This is a genomic window from Agarivorans sp. Toyoura001, from assembly GCF_005405585.1.
In the GTDB taxonomy this organism is placed as follows: domain Bacteria; phylum Pseudomonadota; class Gammaproteobacteria; order Enterobacterales; family Celerinatantimonadaceae; genus Agarivorans.
Window position 1 is genome coordinate 17,842 of sequence record NZ_BJEQ01000002.1, and the last position, 22,583, is coordinate 40,424.

General features: G+C 44.5%; 21 protein-coding genes. 7 read left to right on the plus strand and 14 right to left on the minus strand.

Annotated elements, in window-relative coordinates:
- Positions 1-37: 37 nt before the first annotated feature.
- The 4 genes from FFR00_RS03375 to FFR00_RS03390 all read right to left on the minus strand — a co-directional run bounded on the left by FFR00_RS03375 (position 38) and on the right by FFR00_RS03390 (position 5,152).
- Positions 38-2,971: a glycoside hydrolase family 9 protein gene (locus FFR00_RS03375; protein ID WP_235836150.1), complete on the minus strand. Its 2,934-nt coding sequence runs from the start codon at positions 2,969-2,971 to the stop codon at positions 38-40.
- 290 nt (positions 2,972-3,261) lie between these two features.
- The gene (locus FFR00_RS03380) at positions 3,262-3,450 is read right to left on the minus strand and encodes a hypothetical protein (RefSeq protein ID WP_137671968.1); all 189 of its coding nucleotides are present in this window, start codon (positions 3,448-3,450) and stop codon (positions 3,262-3,264) included.
- A 253-nt stretch (positions 3,451-3,703) separates the two neighbouring features.
- Positions 3,704-4,669 carry a sensor domain-containing diguanylate cyclase gene (locus FFR00_RS03385; RefSeq protein ID WP_137671969.1) on the minus strand — a complete coding sequence of 322 codons (966 nt, stop codon included), beginning with the start codon at positions 4,667-4,669 and terminating at the stop codon, positions 3,704-3,706.
- Positions 4,670-4,933: 264 nt separating this feature from the next.
- Entirely contained in the window at positions 4,934-5,152 is a 219-nt protein-coding gene (locus tag FFR00_RS03390) for a hypothetical protein (protein WP_137671970.1), read from the minus strand.
- A gap of 245 nt (positions 5,153-5,397) precedes the next feature.
- On the opposite strand from FFR00_RS03390, the gene FFR00_RS03395 reads away from it, so the two are divergent.
- Complete coding sequence (locus FFR00_RS03395; protein ID WP_137671971.1) at positions 5,398-5,673, plus strand: nitrogen fixation protein NifW; 276 nt, start codon at positions 5,398-5,400, stop codon at positions 5,671-5,673.
- A gap of 21 nt (positions 5,674-5,694) precedes the next feature.
- Here the strand turns inward: FFR00_RS03395 and FFR00_RS21615 are convergent, their stop codons facing one another.
- From FFR00_RS21615 to FFR00_RS03405, 3 genes are read right to left on the minus strand one after another with little or no spacing between them, the layout of a single operon-like run.
- A complete protein-coding gene (locus FFR00_RS21615; protein WP_154675869.1) occupies positions 5,695-5,844 on the minus strand; it encodes a hypothetical protein in 150 nt (49 codons plus the stop codon).
- The gene (locus FFR00_RS03400; RefSeq protein ID WP_137671972.1) at positions 5,841-6,110 is read right to left on the minus strand and encodes a hypothetical protein; all 270 of its coding nucleotides are present in this window, start codon (positions 6,108-6,110) and stop codon (positions 5,841-5,843) included. Before FFR00_RS03400 ends, FFR00_RS21615 begins: the two co-directional genes overlap by 4 nt.
- Entirely contained in the window at positions 6,107-7,129 is a 1,023-nt protein-coding gene (locus tag FFR00_RS03405; protein WP_137671973.1) for a pentapeptide repeat-containing protein, read from the minus strand. Before FFR00_RS03405 ends, FFR00_RS03400 begins: the two co-directional genes overlap by 4 nt.
- 302 nt (positions 7,130-7,431) lie before the next feature.
- Between FFR00_RS03405 and malE the strand changes: the two genes are divergently transcribed.
- Positions 7,432-8,610 carry a maltose/maltodextrin ABC transporter substrate-binding protein MalE gene (gene malE / locus FFR00_RS03410; RefSeq protein WP_137671974.1) on the plus strand — a complete coding sequence of 393 codons (1,179 nt, stop codon included), beginning with the start codon at positions 7,432-7,434 and terminating at the stop codon, positions 8,608-8,610.
- 65 nt (positions 8,611-8,675) lie between these two features.
- On the opposite strand, the gene FFR00_RS03415 is transcribed toward malE, so the two are convergent.
- The 4 genes from FFR00_RS03415 to FFR00_RS03430 all read right to left on the minus strand — a co-directional run bounded on the left by FFR00_RS03415 (position 8,676) and on the right by FFR00_RS03430 (position 13,016).
- Positions 8,676-9,689 carry a M48 family metallopeptidase gene (locus FFR00_RS03415; RefSeq protein WP_137671975.1) on the minus strand — a complete coding sequence of 338 codons (1,014 nt, stop codon included), beginning with the start codon at positions 9,687-9,689 and terminating at the stop codon, positions 8,676-8,678.
- A 5-nt stretch (positions 9,690-9,694) separates the two neighbouring features.
- On the minus strand, positions 9,695-10,891 hold the full coding sequence (locus FFR00_RS03420; RefSeq protein WP_137671976.1) for a YjgN family protein: 1,197 nt from the start codon (positions 10,889-10,891) through the stop codon (positions 9,695-9,697).
- A gap of 264 nt (positions 10,892-11,155) precedes the next feature.
- Entirely contained in the window at positions 11,156-11,974 is an 819-nt protein-coding gene (locus tag FFR00_RS03425; RefSeq protein ID WP_137671977.1) for a hypothetical protein, read from the minus strand.
- Positions 11,975-11,999: 25 nt separating this feature from the next.
- The gene (locus FFR00_RS03430) at positions 12,000-13,016 is read right to left on the minus strand and encodes a DUF2860 family protein (protein WP_137671978.1); all 1,017 of its coding nucleotides are present in this window, start codon (positions 13,014-13,016) and stop codon (positions 12,000-12,002) included.
- A gap of 252 nt (positions 13,017-13,268) precedes the next feature.
- Here FFR00_RS03430 and FFR00_RS03435 point away from each other — a divergent pair, with 252 nt between their 5' ends.
- The 4 genes from FFR00_RS03435 to FFR00_RS03450 all read left to right on the plus strand — a co-directional run bounded on the left by FFR00_RS03435 (position 13,269) and on the right by FFR00_RS03450 (position 16,458).
- Positions 13,269-14,018 carry a response regulator transcription factor gene (locus FFR00_RS03435; protein ID WP_201798685.1) on the plus strand — a complete coding sequence of 250 codons (750 nt, stop codon included), beginning with the start codon at positions 13,269-13,271 and terminating at the stop codon, positions 14,016-14,018.
- 15 nt (positions 14,019-14,033) lie between these two features.
- Complete coding sequence (locus FFR00_RS03440; protein WP_137671979.1) at positions 14,034-15,356, plus strand: cell wall metabolism sensor histidine kinase WalK; 1,323 nt, start codon at positions 14,034-14,036, stop codon at positions 15,354-15,356.
- Positions 15,357-15,433: 77 nt separating this feature from the next.
- Positions 15,434-16,057, plus strand: a complete 624-nt coding sequence (locus FFR00_RS03445; RefSeq protein ID WP_137671980.1) for a PolC-type DNA polymerase III — start codon at positions 15,434-15,436, stop codon at positions 16,055-16,057.
- A 110-nt stretch (positions 16,058-16,167) separates the two neighbouring features.
- Complete coding sequence (locus FFR00_RS03450) at positions 16,168-16,458, plus strand: RNA-binding protein (protein WP_137671981.1); 291 nt, start codon at positions 16,168-16,170, stop codon at positions 16,456-16,458.
- Between the two features lie 29 nt (positions 16,459-16,487).
- Here FFR00_RS03450 and FFR00_RS03455 read toward each other — a convergent pair whose 3' ends face one another.
- The 3 genes from FFR00_RS03455 to FFR00_RS03465 are packed head-to-tail and all read right to left on the minus strand — an operon-like array spanning position 16,488 to position 20,940.
- Positions 16,488-16,775, minus strand: coding sequence for a hypothetical protein (locus tag FFR00_RS03455; protein WP_137671982.1), 288 nt, complete (start codon positions 16,773-16,775; stop codon positions 16,488-16,490).
- An 8-nt stretch (positions 16,776-16,783) separates the two neighbouring features.
- On the minus strand, positions 16,784-19,909 hold the full coding sequence (locus tag FFR00_RS03460; protein WP_137671983.1) for an efflux RND transporter permease subunit: 3,126 nt from the start codon (positions 19,907-19,909) through the stop codon (positions 16,784-16,786).
- Complete coding sequence (locus FFR00_RS03465; protein ID WP_137671984.1) at positions 19,909-20,940, minus strand: efflux RND transporter periplasmic adaptor subunit; 1,032 nt, start codon at positions 20,938-20,940, stop codon at positions 19,909-19,911. Before FFR00_RS03465 ends, FFR00_RS03460 begins: the two co-directional genes overlap by 1 nt.
- A gap of 405 nt (positions 20,941-21,345) precedes the next feature.
- Between FFR00_RS03465 and gltS the strand changes: the two genes are divergently transcribed.
- Positions 21,346-22,575 carry a sodium/glutamate symporter gene (gltS, locus tag FFR00_RS03470; protein WP_201798686.1) on the plus strand — a complete coding sequence of 410 codons (1,230 nt, stop codon included), beginning with the start codon at positions 21,346-21,348 and terminating at the stop codon, positions 22,573-22,575.
- The last annotated feature ends 8 nt before the right edge of the window (positions 22,576-22,583 follow it).

Genomic DNA, 22,583 nt, shown 5'->3' on the forward strand with positions numbered 1-22,583 from the left:
AAAAAGCGGCCGAAGCCGCTTTAAATGGAGTTAAGTATTAAGGTAAAACCACACAAGTTGGTGCTACAAAGTTGCCTGAATGCTCGCCTTGTAAGCCAAACGAAGCACTAGCACTCGGCGCTAGTTGCCCGTTATGAACCACATTGCTAGCACTAATACCTAAGCCATCACTGGCGAGATTTAGCTCTGCATTCCAGCCATTGGCCAAAGATACTGCTTCGCTGAATGCTAGGTTAACTTTCCAACCGGTTACCGCTTCAGTCCCACCGTTCGTCACCGTGATAGCGTTGATAACAAAACCGGTAGACCATGAGTCAGCTTTACCAACTTCACAAGTAAGGTCTCCAACAGGAGTCACCGCACCTTGCTTAACCACCAAGCTTAAACTGGCTTCGGCACTTATTTCTGTACCTTGTTCATCAGTGGCAATCACCGCGATGGCAACCGTGCCTTCGGTATCCGGCATGGTTAAGGTCACTGCTCCGCTACCGACACGGCTAGTGGCAAGCGTGCCATCTAAGTACACATTGGCTCCATGAGCGTTTGCAACATCGAGCTGCAAGTTCACATCGCTTGATGGACTCACTTCAGTGCCATTGGTTGGCGAACTAATGGTTACTGCGGGAATGATCGGTGCTGCTACATCTACGGTTACCGTAGCCGCTTGCGATACTGCTGCTTGATCGTCACTGGCGGTAAAGCTAAAGCTGTCACTACCAAAGTAACCAGCGGTAGGCACGTAACTGGCAACATCACCGCTTAAGGTGACAGAGCCATGTGCTGGCTGGCTAGCAATGGCATAGCTGGCAATAGTGCCATCGCTATCAGTTGCGGCAAGAGTAATTGAAGCAGGGGTATCAAACGGTGTAGCCACTGTTTGACTTTGCGCGATTGGCGCACAATTTATACCGGTCGCTCCGCCACACTCAGCACTAGGTTCCGCTCCCCATACCAATAAACCTGCGTCGTACATGGCAATTTTAGGTGCAAGTTCATGCGCATTACTGTAGCTATCCCAAGAAGGGTCGTTAGCGTTATCCCAATCAGGATTGTTGGTATTGGTTGGCAATGCCAAACGGAACTGCACTTCTTTTTTCGAAGGAGACTGGCCGCCAGGGTAAATATCTACACCATCAAAACTAATCTCGGCGTAGTAAATGTTATCGCCTTCATTACCCCATGGGTGTAAACCACTAAAACCAGTACCTTGTGAATATGCCGTGCTTACTGTTACGTCATTTGCGGTATAACCTGCAGCAACAACTTCAGTTAAATCAACCCAGTAACGTAGGCTAAGCTTATCGGTAACACGTGATGGCCAAGCAGTATGGTTATGCACACGCGCACTAATTTCTATATGGCGCGGCCCTTCGGAGTTAACTTTGGCGTCTATGTAGAGTTCGGTATCGCGTACTTCTTTAGGCGGGAAATCCGCTTCAGCAATCGGTGCACCGCCATGATCTAACCACAAGCGGGCCAAGGCTGAAGTAAAGCCAGCGTTGTAATCGGTGGCCACTTCATTTTTGTAGTAATCACCGCGATCGTCTGCGTATGAATCATCTTTACCTGGCCCACCCACTAGCGCACCAATCAGTAAGTGACGATTCTCAACGGGATGGCTGGATAAACTGTCTGCCCAAGCACCATGTGCGGTACGGTGATGCGGCTTAGTCGGGTGGTAAGAACCATAGCCAATTTGGTAAGAAATGTTGAGTGGGTTATCCCCTAAAATGTAATCTAGCTGACTTTTCGCAAAATCGTAGTAAGTAGCAGCCTTGGTTGGTGCCAATGCATTCGCTTTAAGAAAATCAGAATAGATAAGCGCTAAGAATGAAGTATTAGAAGTGTAACGGGCTGCGCCCCATACATCTAAAAAGGCTAAGCCGCCTGGTGTGTAGGCAATTTTCTCGCCATTAAAGCCAGTGGTCCAGTAATCCAACCAGCGCTCGGCATCATCTTGATAGACTTGCTCACCAGTAAGTTTGGCCAACAATACATAAGAGCCATAAGATTTATCATCCCAAGCTTGGCCCCATTTGTAGGCACGGTACTCCGTTTGACCTTCGTTACCGAGGTTAGGGTATTCAAGCTTAGCTTTATCCAAATACGCAACATCATTAGTGGCGCGGTATAACCAAATTGCCCCCCACACTAACTCATCTTGATAGCCACTCCAGGAGTTGTAAAAGGCTTTAGCGTCGGTAATGGCATCTGAATATTTGCCGCGATAATTGTCAGCAAAACTATAAAGCTGCTTAGCGTGATCTAACAACGTGGCCGAATATACTGGGTCACTTTCTGCAAATACCATTGAAATGGCGGCCAGCGCTGCAGCGGTTTCACCGGCTAAATCTGAACCAGGATTGGCTGCATCAATTTTGTAAGAAGGACGCTCCATTTGCATCACTTCTGCAGATCCCCACCAAGCATGGTCGATGCTACCACCGCCCACTTGGCCATATAATTCATTAGGTGCGGTATGCGCTTTTAGAAAATAATCGGCCACAAAGCGCAGGTTATTTTTAATATGTTCAAGCTGATTAGTTTGAGAATAGGCTTCTGGATACTCAATAACCCCCCACGCCAACATGGTCGCAGTAGAGGCCATTGGGAAGCCAAATTTAACGTGGTCACCGGCGTCATACCAACCACCAGTGAGATCTACATTGTTATCGCTACCATCATTTAAGGCTGAATCGCCGCGCCATTCGGTACGGTTCCAATCAGGAATGACACCCGATTGCTGAGCTTCGTAAAAGTAGATGGATTTTTGCAAGGCTTCACCATAATTGGCCGCTTGCGCCGACATTGCACTCGTTACTATCGCCGTGGCGAGAAGTGTTTTCCTTAACATCATGTCTTGTCTCTCTTTGTTTGCAAAATTAGCTATTTTCTTCCTCGCCATCTTTGTAGCGGTAGAAAGTACACTGGCGTATTTACCAATTACAAACAGAGAACTTGACCATGCCATGCTAACTCGTGGCGGTTCTCATTAGGCCATACACCTTTTTGGTAAACCTTCTATTGAGGTTTGACTCATTTAAGAAACTAGCAAGCCCGTTTAAGTTCTCAAGGCGATTATTGACAAACTTGAAACCAATCAAGAAAAATATTTTAATGATGAAACTAACAGGAAACTTTGAGAGCGTTTTCATAAGAAAAACTGCTCAAGGTCGCTAATAGGATCTGCTAAGACCAGCGACCTTTTACCGATAAAATAGCTAATTGTGCTTGAAAGTGAGGCTTTCAAGCATAATCAAATCAGGCACTTAAAGCCTCGATAGAGGCTGTATCACGATACTTGAGGCGTTTATACACCAATACCGACACCATGGTGAGATTGGCGGCTAACACTAGAGAAGTAGTAACAGATAACAGTGGGTCACCCACTACAAACACCGTATAAGTCCATGCAAGTACGGCATTACACTGGAACATAATCCAGCTCATAAATGAGATATCTTTTGCCGGTCCTTTGATTCGCATTAAGCGGATAATCTGCGGGCTGAAAGACAAAATAGAAATAAGCCAACTGAAGGGATATAAAAATTGTATAAACTGTTCCAAGTAGTTCTCCGATAGCCAAAACGCGCCATCCGAGGCGAACAGTCATACCTTTAGTGCAGGCGAAAAAGTAAGCAAGTTAAAATCTGCGGCGATGATACACCAGCCTTGTGTACCGGTCAAAACTTAAGCAGCTATTTTAAGGTGTTTTATGCTGATACATATCTTGATCGGCTAAAGCAAGTATGTTTTCTACTTCCATGGTTAAATCTACGTCAGCGTAACCAATGGTCACTGTGTACAAAGGCAGGTCTGATTCCGAATATTGGGCAAACTGCTCGGTAAAGCGAGTGGCTATCGCCTCAAAATCAGAATCTTGCTCAATCAAGACTAATGCAACAAACTCATCGCCGCCCATTCGGCCAATAACGTCGGAGCTGCGCACGCAATGGCGCATTGCTTTAGCCACATCAATTAACACATTGTCTCCAACTGCATGGCCATGGGTATCATTGATTTGCTTGAACTTATCAATATCTAAGTAAAATACACCTAAGCGTGACCCCATTCGTTTGGCCAAACGGATCCTTTGCTGAGCTAACGAGCTGAAACCTCTACGATTATTTAATTCTGTAAGAGGATCGGTTACTGCCAGCTTTTGCATTTGTAAGTACAATTCAAGCAAGGACAAGTCCGCTTCTAGGATATCTCTTAACTGCTCTATCAGCTCAAAGTAAGTATCGTCGTAATTGGTCTCACGGTAATCTAATACACAAAAGGTACCAAAGGCTTTCCCGTTAGGCCAAAACACTGGAACACCGAGATAAGACCGAAAGCCATCCTTATGCACTTCAGGGTTTGAGTCCCAACAGGGGTCTATCGTAGCGTTAGCTACATAAAGGCTTTGGCGAGTTTCAACTATTTTGCGGCAAAATATATTCGCTTCTGGCTCTACCACCATACCCGCGCTGTAGGGATTGCTTTGCTGCTCACTGGCAATAGCAACTTGGTAACCCGAAGAAGTATGTTGGACTAAAAAACCTGCTGGAGCGTCAAACAATTTAGCTAACAGGTTTACCGTGCGCTGCCACTTAGTAAGTGAAATGAGATCGTTGGGGCTATCCAGAATCCATTGTTCAGGATCAATTGCAGGTTTTAGTGGCATCTGCACCTCCATGCTAGACTTTATGTCTTCAAGCCTTACTCACAGCCATCATACAAATTCTAAGAAAGAAGTACTTGTAGCGCTCGTTATCAATTGCCGCCATCAAATGCATACTAAGATTTTAAGTGGCAACAATTATTTACTTAACCTCACCTCACTAACGTTAATCGGCTAACCCTATCGAGCAAAATAGATTTAGCTTTATAGCTCACTAATAGTTTAAAAATCTGCAGAAATCAGCTTAAACCTAAAGCTTAGACAAACTTAATGACCACCACCGCAACTCATGTTTTGCCACATATAAAGCTGCTCTGCAGTTAAACCGGATTTTTTAGTCGAATCGGAAGACTGCTGAATAGACGCCAGTAAATCGTCATCTGTAGCGCCGGCTTGTTCTATGTTTGTTGGTGCAGAACTAACGATAGGTTGATTAGAACAAGCGACTAAATAAACAGCCGCAAATAATACCGATATGGTTTTCATCACTCACACCCCAGAAATGCAACATAATGATAACAACTTAGTATTATTTACGTTAAATGTCACTCGCTAACTGAGTTAAAGCCCGCAGGATGAAGACGCGTATACAAACACGCCCCATACCGAATCGGCATCAAGCCAATACTCTACCGCTTAACAGTATCAAAAATTGGCACCTTGGCTACGTTATATCAATATGGAAACTACAAAGCTTTGCTAGCCTCTAGCTAACGTTCAAGAGGCGATTTATGAGTAAAACAGACATACATGCGGTGATACAAAGCTTTACCTGTATGGAAGAAGCGCTGCGCTATTTTGAGATTGATTTTGATAATGGCTTTATCGACGAATATCGAGAACTGCTCACTAAACGCTTTGGTGGTAACTTGATCATGAGCAAAGCCAATGATTGGTTCTCTGCGCGTCGCGCATTAAAAAATGCCTACTGCAAAACCCAACGAGAACGTTTAGACAAACACACTCGCTCGGCCTGCCGAGGTTGTACGTCTTGCGAGCGACGCTAAAAATAGTCCTAACTACTCTTTTTATTGCCCCACCCAAGAACCATTTACGCATTTATAGCTACCAATGGTCGCCCCTTCCGGGTAAACATTGCCGCCATGCACGCAATCGGCAATGCTTGGCAAACTAAGAGCAAGCCCAATAATAGCCACTAACATCGGTAATTTTTTCATTGCTCTGCTCCTAAAGCATGCTGCTCACTGTTGTCTGTTTGTGGTGTTAATGATGCGCTTACATGGATGCCATTTCGGCTTACCAAATCACCCTCACCATTAGGCGTAGTTGTACTTCGGCTGGCTTTATCCGCCGATGTAAAACTTCCATTTAGGCAAACTAAATTACCTAATTTCGCACCTTCATCGTAAATATCTCCCTGTAAGGTACAGTTAGCATTTACCGATACACTGAAAGGCAAAAGACAAATCAACCATTTGTTCATTTTTCGCACCATCGTTTAAGTTTTGCTTCCCACGCTTTTTTCCAACTGTGCTCTAGCGCTACCTTTTTAGCCTGCTCTCTATAATCTTTTCTGCGTTGTACTAAATCCGCTTTCGCCACAGAGTCGAGCACGAGTAAATGTTCTAAATCGACTAATCGCTTAAACTGTTCCGTATCCTTTTGGCTCATGTATTGCCGCAAATCATCATCGATCACCGAACCATAAAGCGTATTCGTTTTAAATAGCATTTCAGACAATTGACCTAACTCAACTTGCCTCTGCGCCTTTAACTCATTCACAGTTAAAGACTCAGCTTGTGAGTTAGATTTATTGATACGTAAACCGCTTAGATTAGAAAATATAAAACTTGATCGTGAAAAGGTATCAGCACGCTCGTCTTTAGTACCAGACAACTCAATAGATACATCTTTGAAGTTACCCCAATACGCTCGCGCGCCATGAAACAGACTTTGACTAAAGTTAACGTTTCGAAAATTCACGTAACTAGACTCTGGCATATCAAACGCCACTTTAGCCAAATAGCTGTTTTCCAGATTGACGCAATACAACGTGGTTGTTTGAAAAGTAATGTCTTTAAGCTCTACTCCACTTAAATCTTTACCCGCCAACGAAAGCGACTTTTTACTCACAAAGCTGCGTGTAGTGTCGAACAAATACGTTAGCTCGTTACTTGCTAAAAACTGAATAACTTGGGCAACCAAAGAAGGGTAATTTAAACTTTCAAACAGCAGTTGAGAGCGAGAGACTATAAAACGTTCTAAGCGCGCCTCATCAGTATTAGATAAAACAATGGCATCACTCACAGCCGATACAAAATAAGCAACATTCGCCACCTGCGCAGCACGCTTTTGTTCATCTAGTTGTCTAGTGAAATTGTCAGCTGAACTCTTAAGCGATACGTACGCTAAAACAACCGCAATGATAGTGGCAGCAGAACTCAATACACCATGGTGTGATGATACCCAATCCCATGCTTTCTTAAGCCAGATAATTAACATTGCACTGCCACGCTGTTGCCCACGCTAGTGATAAATCAATCTAATGACTTAATGCATAACGAGTACCTAAAATGACAAACATAATAAAATCAAGCTGTTCAATATTTAAGCAAAAGCGCTTGTGTGAAAAATGTAAAGAAAAGCGACATTTTTAAGCGAAATACAAGTGATTACGTTTTGTATCTCATTTATTAAAAACGCCTGAGATTGATTGTGATAAACCTCAATTGCCCAAAGTCGCTTGCTTGCAAAGCACTGTCATTTTCTCAATGCTACATTCGCAAGTAATAGGGAATTAAAAAATGATAACTAGAATAAGCAGCCTCGCGGCCACGTTATTAGTGCTGGGTATAGCCTGCGCAAAGGCCGATCAAGTCGATGCGCCTAGCATTACCATATGGACAGGTAAAAGCCATGCTCAAATGCAACAAATTGCGCAGGATTTCACCACCGATACAGGGGTAAGCGTTGAAGTAAAGCGCCCCGTTGATATAACCGGAAATTTTGAAATACAAGCCCGAAATGGCGAAGGTCCAGATGTTATTTTTTGGCCACATGACCGAATAGGTGATTGGGCTAAAGCAGGGTTGATCAGTGAATTAAAACCCAGTGAGTCACTAAAAGCTTCTGCGGTAGATTATGCTTGGGATGCCGTGAGCGTAGAAGGGAAAACCTACGGTTACCCAATTGGAATAGAAGCCATTAGCCTTATTTATAACAAGGCTTTAATTAGCCAAGTACCGACTTCTTTTGAAGAGATTTTTCAATTAGATCAACAGTTACAAGAGCAACACAAAGCCAAGGCCATTTTGTGGGACTACAACAATACCTATTACACTTGGCCGTTGTTAGCGGCCGACGGCGCTTACGTTTTCGCTAAACAAAACCAGCGTTATAACGTTAAAGATACTGGAGTAAACCACCCTAGCGCCATGTATGCCGCAAACTTGCTAAAACGGATGCTTGATGAGCAAGTGATGCCCCGCAACGCCGATTATTCAATTATGGATGTACAGTTTATTAAAGGCGAAGTGGCCATGGTGATAAATGGCCCGTGGTATTGGGATGAGCTTAACAGTGTAGGGATGGATTTTGGGGTTGCTCCACTCCCTAGCGTGAATGGCAAGCCGGCAAAAGCCTTTGTTGGCATTTGGAGCGCAGTGGTCAATAGCGCCACTAAACATCCAGCCCTAGTGGACGAGTTTTTAAACTATTACCTAATGACGGTAGAAAACCAACGTTTGCTATTCAGCAGTGGCGACATTGGCGCAATGGCTAACCTCGAACTAGAAAAAGAACTCGCAAACGACCCAAAAGTTCAAGCTGTATACGCAAGTGCAGCACAAGGTGAACCCATGCCAAACGCTGCCGCCATGGGCAAGTTTTGGGCTGCAATGGCGACCACACTAACTAACATCACCACCGGAAGGCAACCAGTAGAAAAAGCGCTTAATGCTGCCGCTAAGCGAATTACACGTTAATAACAAAAAAGCCGAAGAGTAACTTCGGCTTTTTATTTTCTTGATTTTACTCTAATAAGCAACCTTTACTCAGTAGAGGCTGAGCACTGAATTAGCTGCTCTAACCGCTCTTCATCTCCTGGATGGCTACTTATCCAAGAAGGAATATCTGCTTTGGCATACTCAAAAAGATGTTGGTAACCACTTAATAGGTGCTGCTCAGATAAACCCAGTTTTTGGCTCCATTGGCAGGCAAAGAGATCTGCGCTTGCTTCTGCTTCTCTGGAGTATCCCATACTTAGTCCTAACACAGCTGCGCTCACCAAGCCATCCACCAGCAAGCTACTGTCACCTACCAGCAAAACCACAGCGGTACTAACAAGTGCCGAACGCACTAGCCCTGCCATTACATCGTTATGTGCAACATGAGCGAGTTCGTGCAGTAATATGCCATTCAACTGTTCAGGTTGTTGCATCAATTCGACCAATTTATCGGTCACTATGATGGAACCATTCGCCAATGCAAAAGCGTTAGCTTGGTCGGACAGTTTGTAGAACAGCAATTGCGGGCTTGGGTGTAAGTCGTCAATACTACTAACCAACTGCTGGAAATTACCCTGAATAAGCTGCTGAGTTTCTGTGTCAATCTCGGTGGGTTCAAAGCCTACAGATTCGAGCTGCTCTAACGTTCGTTCTTCGAGCTCCACCGCAACCACATCGGGAATGTGTTTTGCTAACGACTGAGACAAGCGAGGCAAGCCTTGCTCTATGCTCACGTATACCACCATGGCACTGACCAAAATGGCCACAGCAATAACCAAAAAGTTTTTCTCAAAGCTTTTAAGCAGCGATGATTGGCCGTGCTTGTCTAACCAAGCATTTAATTCCAATGGCTGATCCGCAACAAAGCGATCACCGTTACTGAAACTAATAGCTCGCGGCTGGTTGCCTATCGCGGCTGAAATATCCAGTTCATCAAACCTAGCGCGGGTAGCCCCCTGTTCATCACTCAGTTCTAACCAGCCCTCGTCAGAGCAGTGCAAACGCGCTGCTCTAGACAAAGAGCCATTGGCTACAAATACTTTGCCCTTAAAGTTCATATGGTTTAAATAACACCCACCTCAATACTAAAGGCGTCGGCCACTTCATCAGAAATAGCCGTAGTACTATCACTCACTTGGTTTTGGTTAGCCACCGTGTCAATTTCGCCCATTACCGCAGTGGCATCGGCCATAAAATTAGCCATACGGACTTTAGCCAACGGAATAGCTAAACCAAGAGAAAAAACAGTGAGCAGCATATTGCTTAACATCACCCCTAAAAAGGCCATTGGTTTAACGTTTGAATCCATATATAGCTTGCTTTCTAAATCAGTTTGGCCGAATTGATAGTTTCTTATGCATGCTTGTAAATAAGCAGTAACAAACCAACCAAGTAAGAAAAAGCTCAAATATATAACGCCAATAACACCAAAGATTAATCCTTTAGCAGCAAAGTCTTGCAAGCCACCCTCACCTATATTGGCAAACATCATGGCTATTTGGCCTAGGTCAGTACTAAAGGCAACAAATGCAATCACAGCAAGTATTAGCATTAAGCCAATAAATCCGCCTAACCCCATAGCGGCTACTTTTAAGAATATTTTGAATACTGCGCGCGAGTCGATGTCGGCAGAAAACTGTAATTTACCCCAGCGGTAATTGTTTAGAATGTAAGTGCTCATTTGAGTAGCAATCATTGCATTTACATAGGTAATGCCTAAACCAAACAACACCACACTAATAATGCCGCCCAATACGCTAGAGATAAGTGTAAATACGTAACTTACGACAACTAAAATTAAGATAAAACTCAGCATGTAAACAAACGGCAATACTAAAAACGTTTTGTAAGCCTCACCGTAAGAGCCGGCAAAATCAAAGCGCACATTACGATAACGAGTGACTCTAGAGTCAAAGCGCAAGTTTTTCACCATTAATACCGGCATTAGGGCGACAAACGCCAAGCCCAGTATTGCGCTAGCGGCTTCGCTCACGGCCGGCAACGCTACCCAAGCAATGACACATACCAGTGCAATAACTCGACCAATAAGAATCTGTAAAGGCTTAGCCAAATACTCGAAGTTTTCTCCGGCTAGCTCGGTGTTGCCATAAAAATACTGTTTGTTACGAACCTTAGCCCAGGCGGAATATATGCCTAGAGTAAGAATGGTGAGAAGTACATTTACAATCCAAATACCAAAGAACTCTCCGGCTCTTCCATTAAAGCTAAAAGGATTATTTTGCGGTTTATAGTCTTCCATGTTAACGCTTCCTAATTTGTGCTAATTAATTGATATTACTAATGTGTTATTATTTTTTGGCTATAATAACCAAATAATTATTAGATTTGTTAGTAAAAGTTAAAATATTGCGTTAATTCAGGAAGAAAGTGATGCGATAGCGCTTTCAATCACGCTTTTAGAAATGATACAAACAAAAAGAATAACAATAGCAAAGTGCTAGCATCATTCTTTTTATAAATAAAATGTGTTTTGTTAATTAACACTTTCACTCATTAAGTGGGCCTAAAACAAATACTGCTGCATATTCACTTTAAAACTGTCGCCGTCATCAACCCCTGACTGCTCAACGATAAACGCCCCCAACTTATCTTTACTCACCCATATTTCAGTATTCGAGGTATTATTAGCTAACTCGAAACCATGGCTAACATATACTCGCTTAGCGGCACTTAAGGGTTTTTCACCTAAGTATTTAACCTGATACGAAATAATATCGAACTCATCTAAATCCAGTACTTTCAGGGTATGAGTATTTTTGTGGTCAATGGATGTAACTAAGTGATCCGCTAAACTGGCGGAATCAGTATCAAAATCAATTTGCTGAACAATCGCATCAGGTGCATCAGAAAAAGCACTTAATGCTAATGGGATCCCACTATCAGCCCCTTTTCGGTCAATAGACTTCGCTAGCTGTTTTACCCTAGCGGGGTTCTGCTCAGCCTTGTGCTCTACGGCATTAATGTGTAAACCTTGTTCAAGCTTATCACTACCAAAAATCAGGTATTGCGCCTCCTCATCGCTGACCTTATAGGCGAAGTGCTTTAGCTTTCCGCCTTCCAACATTACTTTACCGTTTCGTTGATACTGCTCGTTAAACCATAAAAAGCTAAAATCGAGATTCACTTGCTCTTGAATAGTCATCGCGGTTGGCTGCGAATCGTTAACCATTCGTGTAAGTTGATAACTACCAACCACATCCCCCTCCACTTCTATTTGGTAAATTACCGTTCTAGATTGATGCGCTGCTAAAGCAACGTTAGCCACAAACATGCTCGATAACGCCAACAGCACCACTACTCTTATGCTCATAGACACCGACATAGCAAACCTCCTTAAGCCTTAAGCCCTAAAACTCGTAAGCAACACCCACTAACACGCCCAAAGACTTACTCTCGTAAAACGAAATGTTACTACTGCCTTTCTCGTAAGACGCCATCACATACAGCGAGCTATTATCAAAATCAAAAGGGCGCATATAGCCATAAATGGCATTTATACCTACATCATCATCATCTTGAGTCTGACTAAAAATCGGGTTCCGCCCTTTATAATCGCGCTTGGCGTAATTCATAAACAAGCTGGTAAAGTGGCGCTCAGCAAATGAATAAGTGGTTTCCAGGCCAACACCATAGCCATCAAAGGCCATCGCATCACCGTCAGTATCTGCTTTGGTGTAGGTCAATTGTGGGGTAATCATTAACCCGCCTTCGTCATAAACCATGACCTCAGCCGCCAATCGGTGATACGAACCGTCACGCTGCATTAACTGTTGTTCAGCGGCATCTAAACCAAAGGCCACGCCACTGCGTTCGTTTTCAATATCCGCTTTAGCAAAGCCATAACGTAAAGTAACTGGCGTATCAAAAATATAGCGCCAAGCCATTCTAAAGCCGCTGCTATCGGCATCGGTTTTTTGACGTGCTGAGCCAGTTAAGTAAGGATCTTGCCAAGTTTCACTAAAACCGGGAATACGCGGAAAGTAGGCTAACTCAAGCTCTGAGTACTCACCCACCATTTGGGTTATGCCTAGCTCAATTTGGTCTTGACCTCGAACAATGTTTTCATCTTGTTGGCCTAAGAAAATCTGAGTTTTACGGTTGGCAAAAGTGTAATTAAGCTCACCTAATACGGCTGGGCCTACACCAGAGCTTTTATTCCCTGAGTTGTTTAAATCTGCGGTAGTGGCGTTGTCATCATCGGTATCAAACTGCGATTGCTGTTGGCCTACGGTAGCGCCTAATAGCAGTTCGAAGCCAAACCCTGCTTCATCATCAATGTAACCCGTCGCATTTGCATGGCTAACTGCGCCTAATAAAGTAGTAATAGCGGCAGCTATTGAAACGGCCTGTGGAGATTTTTTCATCCTGTTCCCTGTCCTATATAACGCTAGCGAAAGCGATTAGTGCTCATCGCTCAATCAGTTGTTGAGAAGATTGTAAAATGCGACAAATTCTCAATCAGTCAGTCTTTCGTCAGGGATAGTCAATCTTTCGCAGAATCCTTAACCAGAACGTGAGGTAAAATTTACAATTAAATGATATTTGTCGTATTTTTGTAAGAGGTAATTGCATCGTCTTAGGCGCTCTCTAAAATGAGCCAGCTAGGGGAGTTGTCTATGCAGGGAAACAAATTGAGCCAAGAACATAAAAGAATCGTATTAATCGAGGATGATTCACGTCAACAACAGTTGGTGGCAACATTTTTGCGTAGTGAAGGTTTTGAAGTTATTTCTAGTGAGCGTGGAGACCAAGCACCCGCGCTTATCGCTAAACATTCCCCAGATGCAGTATTGTTAGATTTAATGCTACCAGGTATGGATGGCATTCAAGTATGCCAAGTAGTGCGTGACTTTTATTCCGGCCCTATTCTTATGGTTACCGCCCAAGGCGACGATGTAACCGAAGTGTCGGCGTTGAATTTGGGCGTGGATGACTTTTTGAGTAAACCATTACGCCCGCATGTTTTGCTTGCGCGCTTACGCTCGGCGCTGCGGCGCAGTGACCGCACTTCAGCATTAGACAATCAGCACACTAATCAAACTGAACAGCCGCGCAATGCTCACCGAATTATTTGCCAAGACTTAGATGCAGACAAAACCCAACGCCGTATTTGGTTAGGCGAACAATTATTAGAGCTTACTGACGCAGAGTTTGATTTGCTTTACTTCTTAATGGACAACGCTGGCCATGTATTACCTCGCGACGTATTGTTTAAAGAAATGCGAGGGATTGACTACGATGGATTAGATCGCTCACTCGATATGCGTGTATCCACTATTCGTAAAAAGCTTAACGACAATACCCCGCCCTACCGCTACATTAAGTCGGTACGTGGTAAAGGCTATTTATTTGTTAAAGCCGCTTAGGTCAGCAACGCAACCATGATTACGCTATTTCTACGATTATTCCTGTCGTCGGTGTTTGCTATTGTGGCGGCCACTTTTATTTATGGAGTCATCATTGAAGAGCGTGTTCAACAAATTGAGCGAGACCAAATAGGCACAATAACCCTACCAATATATTACTTGTTAGAACGCGACTTATTACACGCCGAAAACCCAGATGTAGACGCAGTACTCACTCGCTACCAAGAAGAATTCCCCTTCTTTATTCGCATTTATCCCATCACTGAAATGGACGCCGAAAACCGGTTACATGTTATGCGGCATGGCCAACATATTGCCGTACACTCTAACTTTTTGGATGATGACGACATCACCCTTTTTTACCAATGGCCAAATCAACAAGTGTTGGAGCTAGATCTCGATGAAGAGTTTATTGACCACGGCGATTGGCTATTCTGGTATATGGTTGCTCTTATTGGAGGGTGTTTAGCCGCAACGGTAATGTGGTTCTCGTTCTCGATTACTCGCCATACCTACCGCCTTGCTAAGGTCACAAAATCTTTGGGTGAAGGTAACTTTGATGTAAGCGCAAACGAAAAAGCCCCTTCGCCAATCAACCACATGGCCCGCAGCCTAAATGCGATGGCCTATAAACTTAAAACGCTAATTCAAGAACAAGACGCCATGACAATGGCCGCCTCACACGAGCTAAAGACGCCAATAAACAACCTGCGTTTTGCGTTAGACATGACCCGTTCAATTACCGATATGCAAACCATGCATGAGCACATTCAAGAAATGGATGAAGATTTGGACAGCTTGGAAGATCTTACTCACGAGCTAATTACCTTTTCTCAGCTCACTAAGGCTACCGGTATTCATCCCGAATCACTCAATCCCTACCCGCTGCTTTACAATATGTGTGAACGTTTATCTAAACTAAGTCCTAACTTAAAACTACAAATCGAATGTCCAGTGGGTTTATCGCTAATGGCCGATGAAAAACTGCTGCGCCGCGCCTTAAATAACCTGATAGTGAATGCTCAAAAATATGCTGAAAAGCTGATCCTTATTCGCGCTTACTTATCCAATAAGTCAGTATTTTTTGAAGTGCATGATGACGGTATCGGTGTGCCAGAACAGTATCGCGAATCCATATTCTTACCTTTTGCTCGAGTAGACGACAGCCGCAGCAGGCAGAGTGGCGGTCACGGTTTAGGCTTATCTATTGTAGAGCGTATTGTGGCGAACCATGGCGGCAACGCACAGGTAAGCGATAGCCCAATTGGTGGTGCATTGTTCACCTTAGAGCTACCACTGTTTCAACATCAAGATGAAAAAAGCAAAACCAATAAATAACAGTTGAACACTTGGCCTAATTGCCACACAGCGGTATTATTGGCCCCTTGATGTAATCCTTAAAAAGAACCTGGCTTTTGAACCCTTCCTCCCCCGCTAATACTGTTATTGTTCTCGATTTCGAAACCACTGGCTTGTCACCGAACCAAGGTGACCGAGCGATAGAAATAGGGGCAGTACTCCTAGAAAATGGTCAAGCCACTCAGCGCTTTCAAGAATTAATGAATCCGGGGTTTAGGGTTAACTCGTTTATTGAAAACTACACTGGCATTAGTAACACCATGTTACGCGACGCCCCTCCTTGTGAAGAGGTGATGGAACGTTTCTATCAATTTGTGGGGTCTCATAACCTTGTGGCGCACAACGCCTCATTTGATCAACGTTTTTTAGAGGCCGAATTTGCCCAAATAGGCCGAAGGCTTCAAGGCCAATTTGCCTGCTCTATGTTGCTGTCACGCCGTATATTTCCCGACGCCCCCAACCATAAACTGGGGAGTTTAGTGGCTTACAACAATATTGATAACGACGGTGTATTTCACCGAGCGTTAGCCGATTCAGAGATGACGGCCAAGCTATGGAACTGTCTGCTAGAGCAACTCGCTAATCAATACCATCTAGACCAACCAAGCTTTAGCTTAATGCAACAGATAAGCAATAAGAGTAAAGCAAATGTCGCGAGCTTTTTACGTAAAATTGCGTAACAATGAGTGATATAAAATAAAAGCTATTGAATAGCTGATTTCCGGTGGTATGCCTCAAGATGATATGGCACAATCGCCGCCCTTTTTTCTCCGCCAACAGTGGGTACACCATGAAATTATTAGTCCGCAACCTAACTCGCACCATTACCGAAACCGAGTTATCAGCCTTATTTGAAGCCCACGGAGAAGTACAGAGTTGCGACTTAGTGATGGATCAAGAAAGTGGCAAATCAAAAGGTTTTGGCTTTGTTGAAATGGCCGACGATAGCGCCGCTCAAGCAGCGATTGACGCACTCAACGGCACTAAGCAAGCGGGTAACAAAATTCGCGTAAAAATGGCCGACGAAAAGCCGCAAGCGCCAGCTGAAGAGCAAATATGGCCAGAGCAAGAAGGCGAATAGTTTTGCACCGTTTTAGTAGCGACTAATCTCTACTCTTCGCTACTAAAACGAACTTGTCGTTTAAGGTTATTCAACTGAATACCTTTAACATTTAACTCTAGGTTAATTTGTTCTGTAATGTTTTTCAGCTCGCCCGCCCGTTCCGCACTCTTTAGTGCATCTTGGTGAACGTAAACACACTGCACTTCTAAACTATCGGGAAAGCGCTGATAGTTCACTTGATGACTAATCCAACTAAAGTCCGCGTTATCTAGCTTAGCCGCCTCGCACACCGTTGTTAAAGCCGCCACGATATCCTTATCGCGCTTTTTATCCATTTTTCGCATTAGTTCTCACATCTGTTGTCGCGATTTGATATTGCGCTATTTCCTTGTAACTGTTGATTAAGTTGTTCGGCACGCGCTTCCGGTGAGCCACTTAAGCCCCCCAATAAATGATACAAACACGGTACCACAAACAGCGTCACAAAAGTGGCTAGTAACATGCCACTAAATATTACAATACCAATCGCAAAGCGGGTTTCCGAACCGGCGCCAGTAGCAAGCAACATAGGCACTGCACCTAGCAAGGTGGTCATGGCCGTCATAATAATCGGCCGTAAGCGATTGGTAGACGCTTTAATAATGGCCTCTTTCACTGCCAAGCCTTGGTCGCGTAATTGATTGGCAAACTCTACAATTAGAATACCGTTTTTGGTTGCCATACCTATAAGCATTAATAAACCTAACTGGCTGTATATATTAAAAGTTTCACCAGTAATAAGGATGCCGAGCAATCCTCCTAGCAACCCCAGCGGTACGGTTAGCATGACAATGGCGGGGCTAATAAAGCTTTCAAACTGCGCTGTTAACACCAAATAACAAACCAATAAAGCCATGGCAAACAACAACCAGATTTCTCGCTGGTTATCGTAAAACTCTTTTGATTCTCCAGCGTAATCTACGGTATAGCCGCTGGGCAAAATTTCGCTAGAAGCCTGGTTCAAAAAGCTCAGTGCTTCGCCCAAGCTCACATCGTCACTTAAGTTAGCTTTAAGGTTTATCGACTTTTTCCGTTGGTAATGAAACAAGCCTCGAGCCGATGCCACATCATTCGCTTCCACCAAGGTGTCTAAAGACACTAAGGCGCCACTGGCACTGCGCAGATACACCTTGCTCAAATCACTGGGCGATTGGAACTGACTTTCATCGGCTTTTAAGTAAACGTCATACTCTTCACCAAACTCTTCGAATCGGGTCTGAGCTCGTCCTCCAAGCAGTACTTCTAAGGTGCTGGCAATATCGTCGATACTAATACCCAGCTCGCGGGCAGCTAAGCGATTTACCTGTAGCAGTATCTCCGGCGTAGTGGGATTGTAATCAAGCTGAACCCCGTGCATTAAGCCGCTATCATTGGCTTCTTTCTCTAGCATTTGAGCGTATTGATAAAGACTTTCATAATCATCGCCCTGCAATACAAATTGCACTGGTTCACCCATTCCACCGCCAAAGCCGGGTTGATAGGGGTAGACTTTTACGTCACTGACATCATGAGCAGCATCGCGGATCATCTCTACTACTTCAGCGGCATTTTGAGTTCGCTGGTTCCAATCTTTTAAACGAACAATGAAAAAGCCCTGGTGGTCGGCCCAACTGCCAAAAGCAGGGGCAGAATAATTAAGGGTGTCGATAGGGCCGTCTTGATCCATCATTGGCAATAAGCGCTGCTCAATTTGCGCCATGCTTTCTACCATGCGGTCGTAACTGGTCGCCTCCACGCCACCAACATAGACGTTAACAACCCCACGGTCTTCTTTAGGTGCAAAGGCCGGATTTTGCTGCTGATAAGCCCACACAAGCAAGGCCATACACGCCACAACAACCAGCACAGCGCTCACTTTAAAATGCACCACCTTTTCCAACAAAGCCGCATATCTGTTCTGCAGCGCAGTCATTGCTCGGCCTACCGAGCGATTGAGCCAGGTCACCTTAGTGGGATCTTTCTCAAATAGCTTACCCGCCATTACGGGTGCAAGAGTCAGCGCCACTAAAGAAGAGAAAATCACCGCAGCCGACAGCAATACCGCAAATTCGCTAAACAAGTCGCCAATTTTTCCCTGCATAAATACCAGCGGCAAAAACACCATGACCAATACAACGGTGGTAGCAATAACAGCAAAGTTTAGCTCTTTAGCACCACGAAACGCCGCAACCAAAGGCGGTGCGCCCGCGGCTCTATGGCGAATGATATTCTCCACCACCACAATCGCATCATCTACCACCAAACCAATGGCTAAAATGAGGGCCATCAGAGTCACTAAATTGATGCTGTAACCCAGCATATAAGCCACCGAGAAAGCAGCCACTAAAGATACTGGTACGGTTACCGCAGGAATAATGGTGGCGCTTAGTCGTCCCAAAAATAAATACAACACTGCCACCACTAACAAGGCACAAATCGCTAGGGTGGAATACACCTCGTTAATCGCCTGGCGGATAAAAATAGTGCTATCGTAATCAACACTTAACTCAGCGCCTTCATGCAAAAAACGCTGCAGAGAAGCCAGTTCTTTGTTAACCGTATCAGCTACTTCCAAAGGATTAGCTTTAGACATAGCAACAATGCCCAAGCCCATGCTGTCTACGCCGTTGCTTTTAAAGGTAGTGGTGTCTTTTTTAGCACCAATGTAGATGTGGGCAATGTCATCTAGGGTAACGCTGTCGCCATTTAGGTTAGCAATTTGTAGCTCAGCAAAATCGTCGGCTTGCTGATACATGCGCTCCATGCGCACCACGATATTTAGGCTGTCATTTCGAACATAACCGGCCGGCAACTGCAGGTTTTCTCGATTAAGCGCATCAATAACGTCGTTGGTGGTAAGCCCGCGCCCTGCCATGGCTATTGGGTCCAATTCCACATACATTACTCGCTCAACCAAACCAGAGGTATTTACCGCACTCACCCCGGGCAGCAAACTTAAACGCTCAATCAGTATCCGTTCGGCAAAGTCACTTAACTCAACGCGGTCTTGCAAAGTAGCAGTAAGGTTTAGCCACATAAATGGCGCTTCTTCACTGTCGTTTTTACGCACCACCGGTTCATCTACATCATCAGGCAGGCGATTACGCGCACGGCTTACCGCATCTCGCACATCGCTCACCGCCGCCAGCATGTCAGAGCCTTGCTTGAAGGTGATAGTAATGCCAGACCAGCCATCCCAAGACGATGACCAGATGTAATCAATACCATCAATGCCGCTAAGTTCATCTTCTATCGGGTTGGTGATTTGTGATTCGACGATGGAGGAAGCACTGCCGCGATATGGCGTACCAATAGAGACTACTGGGCTTTCAATATCAGGCATTTCGCGCACCGGCAGTTGGCTGTAACCAACAACCCCAAATAGCATCAACAATATGCTTAGTACTATCGCCGCTACCGGGCGATACATCGACAGGTCTGAAATTTTCATTAGTTTAGTACGTCAACCTCAATCCCATCGTGAAGCTTCACTAATCCGCGATACACCACTTTATCGCCAGCTTCCAAACCATTTAGTACTTCCACTACATTATCGCCACGCACGCCCAGCTCTAGTTCAACTTTGTCCACCTGCTGCTGGTTAATTCGGTAAGCAAAACGGCGGTCACCATCGTAGGCCACCGCTTGCAGAGGCAGCAGTAAACGCTCTGGCGCGCTTAGAGCTAACTCGCCAGTAACCAGAGCACCCGGTGCCAAACCCGCTTGTTGATTATCAATAGACAACTGAATGTAAACATTGAGGCTTTCGCCACGCACTCGGCTATCAATACTACTCACCGTGGCATCAAACACTTGATGTTGAAGCCCAGCTTGATGCACTTGCGCTTGTTGGCCAACGGCAACTCGCCCTAAATAGCGGGCTGCCACCGGTACATTGAGGCGTAAAGTATCAGCATTATCTAACGTCGTAAGGGTGGTATCGGTATTCACCAATTGGCCGGGACTTAAATCAACTAACCCCAGTTTGCCGCTAAAAGGCGCTCGAATAGCTCTATCTTGCAAAGCTGCCGTGGCAATCGCTAATTCAGCTTGCTGCATCGCTACTTGTGACTCATAACGATCCACTTCAGCCTGAGTAGTGGCACCTTTGGGTAACAGTTGTAGTAAGTTTTTATGTTGGCGAAGAATGTCGTCTAAACGGGCTTGTTCTCGCTGTAACACCGCCTGTTGATGGCGGTTATCAAGCTGCACCAATAACTGGCCTTTGCTAACTGCTTGGCTAGATTTAACTGCCACAGTGGCAATACGGCCATCAACCTCAGGGTTAATATTCACCGAGCTGGCGGAGAATACGTTGCCTAACAAATGCACTTGTTCGCGCAGCTGGCCTTTCTCTATAGTCACCACTTCTACGGTAACGGGTTTATTCGGAATGGCTGCCGAATCAGCAGCGTCGTTACTGTAAAACATCCATGTAGCAACAGTAATCAACGCCGCCATAATTAAAATGATGCGTCGCATTATTGCTTACCTTTACAAACTGAACACCGACTCTATCGCAAGCCAAGCTAAATGGTCTATCTTTAGTTTGTGACAGAAGTGATAAATGCGAATTTGGCAGGATTAGTTCCTAAAAAAACATGATTGGCGAGATTAACAGCCTATAAATAGCCCTTTGATACTAACAAGCTCTGCTGAATGATTTTATTTCCTTAGGCTTTTCTCCAAGCAACAAACCTCACCTAAGCCCCATGGCCTACTGCGTTTACACACCTTGGTTTACTCTGATTAGAACTATCTCTACACTAAATAGCGAAATATTTTCAGCATTCACTGCAACTATTTCGCCACTTATCACCCTAAGTAGGATGGATCCTACTCAGCAAGCCCAGCTTGCTTAATAACATTTAGCTAATAGGAAATTGTATGGGCATTGAGTTCAATGACGGAGTTTTAGTATTTGACTCCTTTTTTACCGCCACCATCGGCATATTGGTGTTGTTTATTGGCCGACGAATTAACAGAGCGGTTAATTTTTTAAGAGAGTTCAGTATTCCTGAACCCGTTACCGGAGGCATTTTGTTCTCGGTAATCATTGGTCTTATTTACGCCCTCACCTCAGTAGAGATTGAGTTCACCTTAATCGCTCGCGATATTTTACTGGTCTACTTCTTCACCACCATTGGTATCAACTCCAGTTTAAAAGATTTGCTAAAAGGTGGGATGCCCTTAGTGATTTTACTCGGCATTACCATTGGTTACATGATTCTTCAAAATCTCACCGGTATCACTGTGGCGAAAATTTTCGGTCTAGACTCTGCCGTGGGCCTCTTAGGCGGAAGTGTATCGTTAATTGGTGGGCACGGTACGGCCATTGCGTGGGCACCACGAATTGCCGAAGATTTTGGCGTAACAAACGCCATGGAAATTGGTATTGCCAGTGCAACCTTCGGGCTAATACTTGCCAGTTTAATGGGTGGCCCAATTGCTCAATTCTTAGTGAACCGACATAACCTAAGCCCTAAAAAAGATGAGCCGCTAGACGTTGGTGTAGCAGAAGAGAACAAAGATAAAGGGATCACTGGTTTTGACTTTTTAGATGCCATTTTAGCGATTCACATCTGTGTCATTTTAGGCTTCATACTGAATGAAATCATTGCCAACGTGGGCTTACAGCTACCGCTATTTGTAACCTGTTTATTTGCCGGTATTGTAATGACCAACTTGGTACCGTCTTCGCTACCGCGTATAACGGGTACCCAATGGCCAACCCGCAAACCCGCCATTGCATTAATTGCCGATATTTCCCTAGGTACTTTTTTAGCGATGTCGCTAATGAGCATGCAATTGTGGACGCTAATTGATTTAGCGGGTCCTATTTTTGCCATCCTAAGCGCCCAGTTTGTGATTGCCATTCTAGTGAACATTTTCATCGTATTCCCAGCAATGGGCAAAAGCTACGACGCCGCAGTAATTTGTTCAGGCTTTGGTGGTATATCGCTAGGCTCTACACCTACTGCAATGGCAAATATGTCAGCGGTATCGCAGCGCTATGGTAACTCACACCTCGCCTTTATTATTGTGCCTTTGGTCTGTGCCTTCTTCATTGATTTGGTGAATGCCTTATTGATTCCATTCTTCTTAGCTAACTTCTAGCATTACTC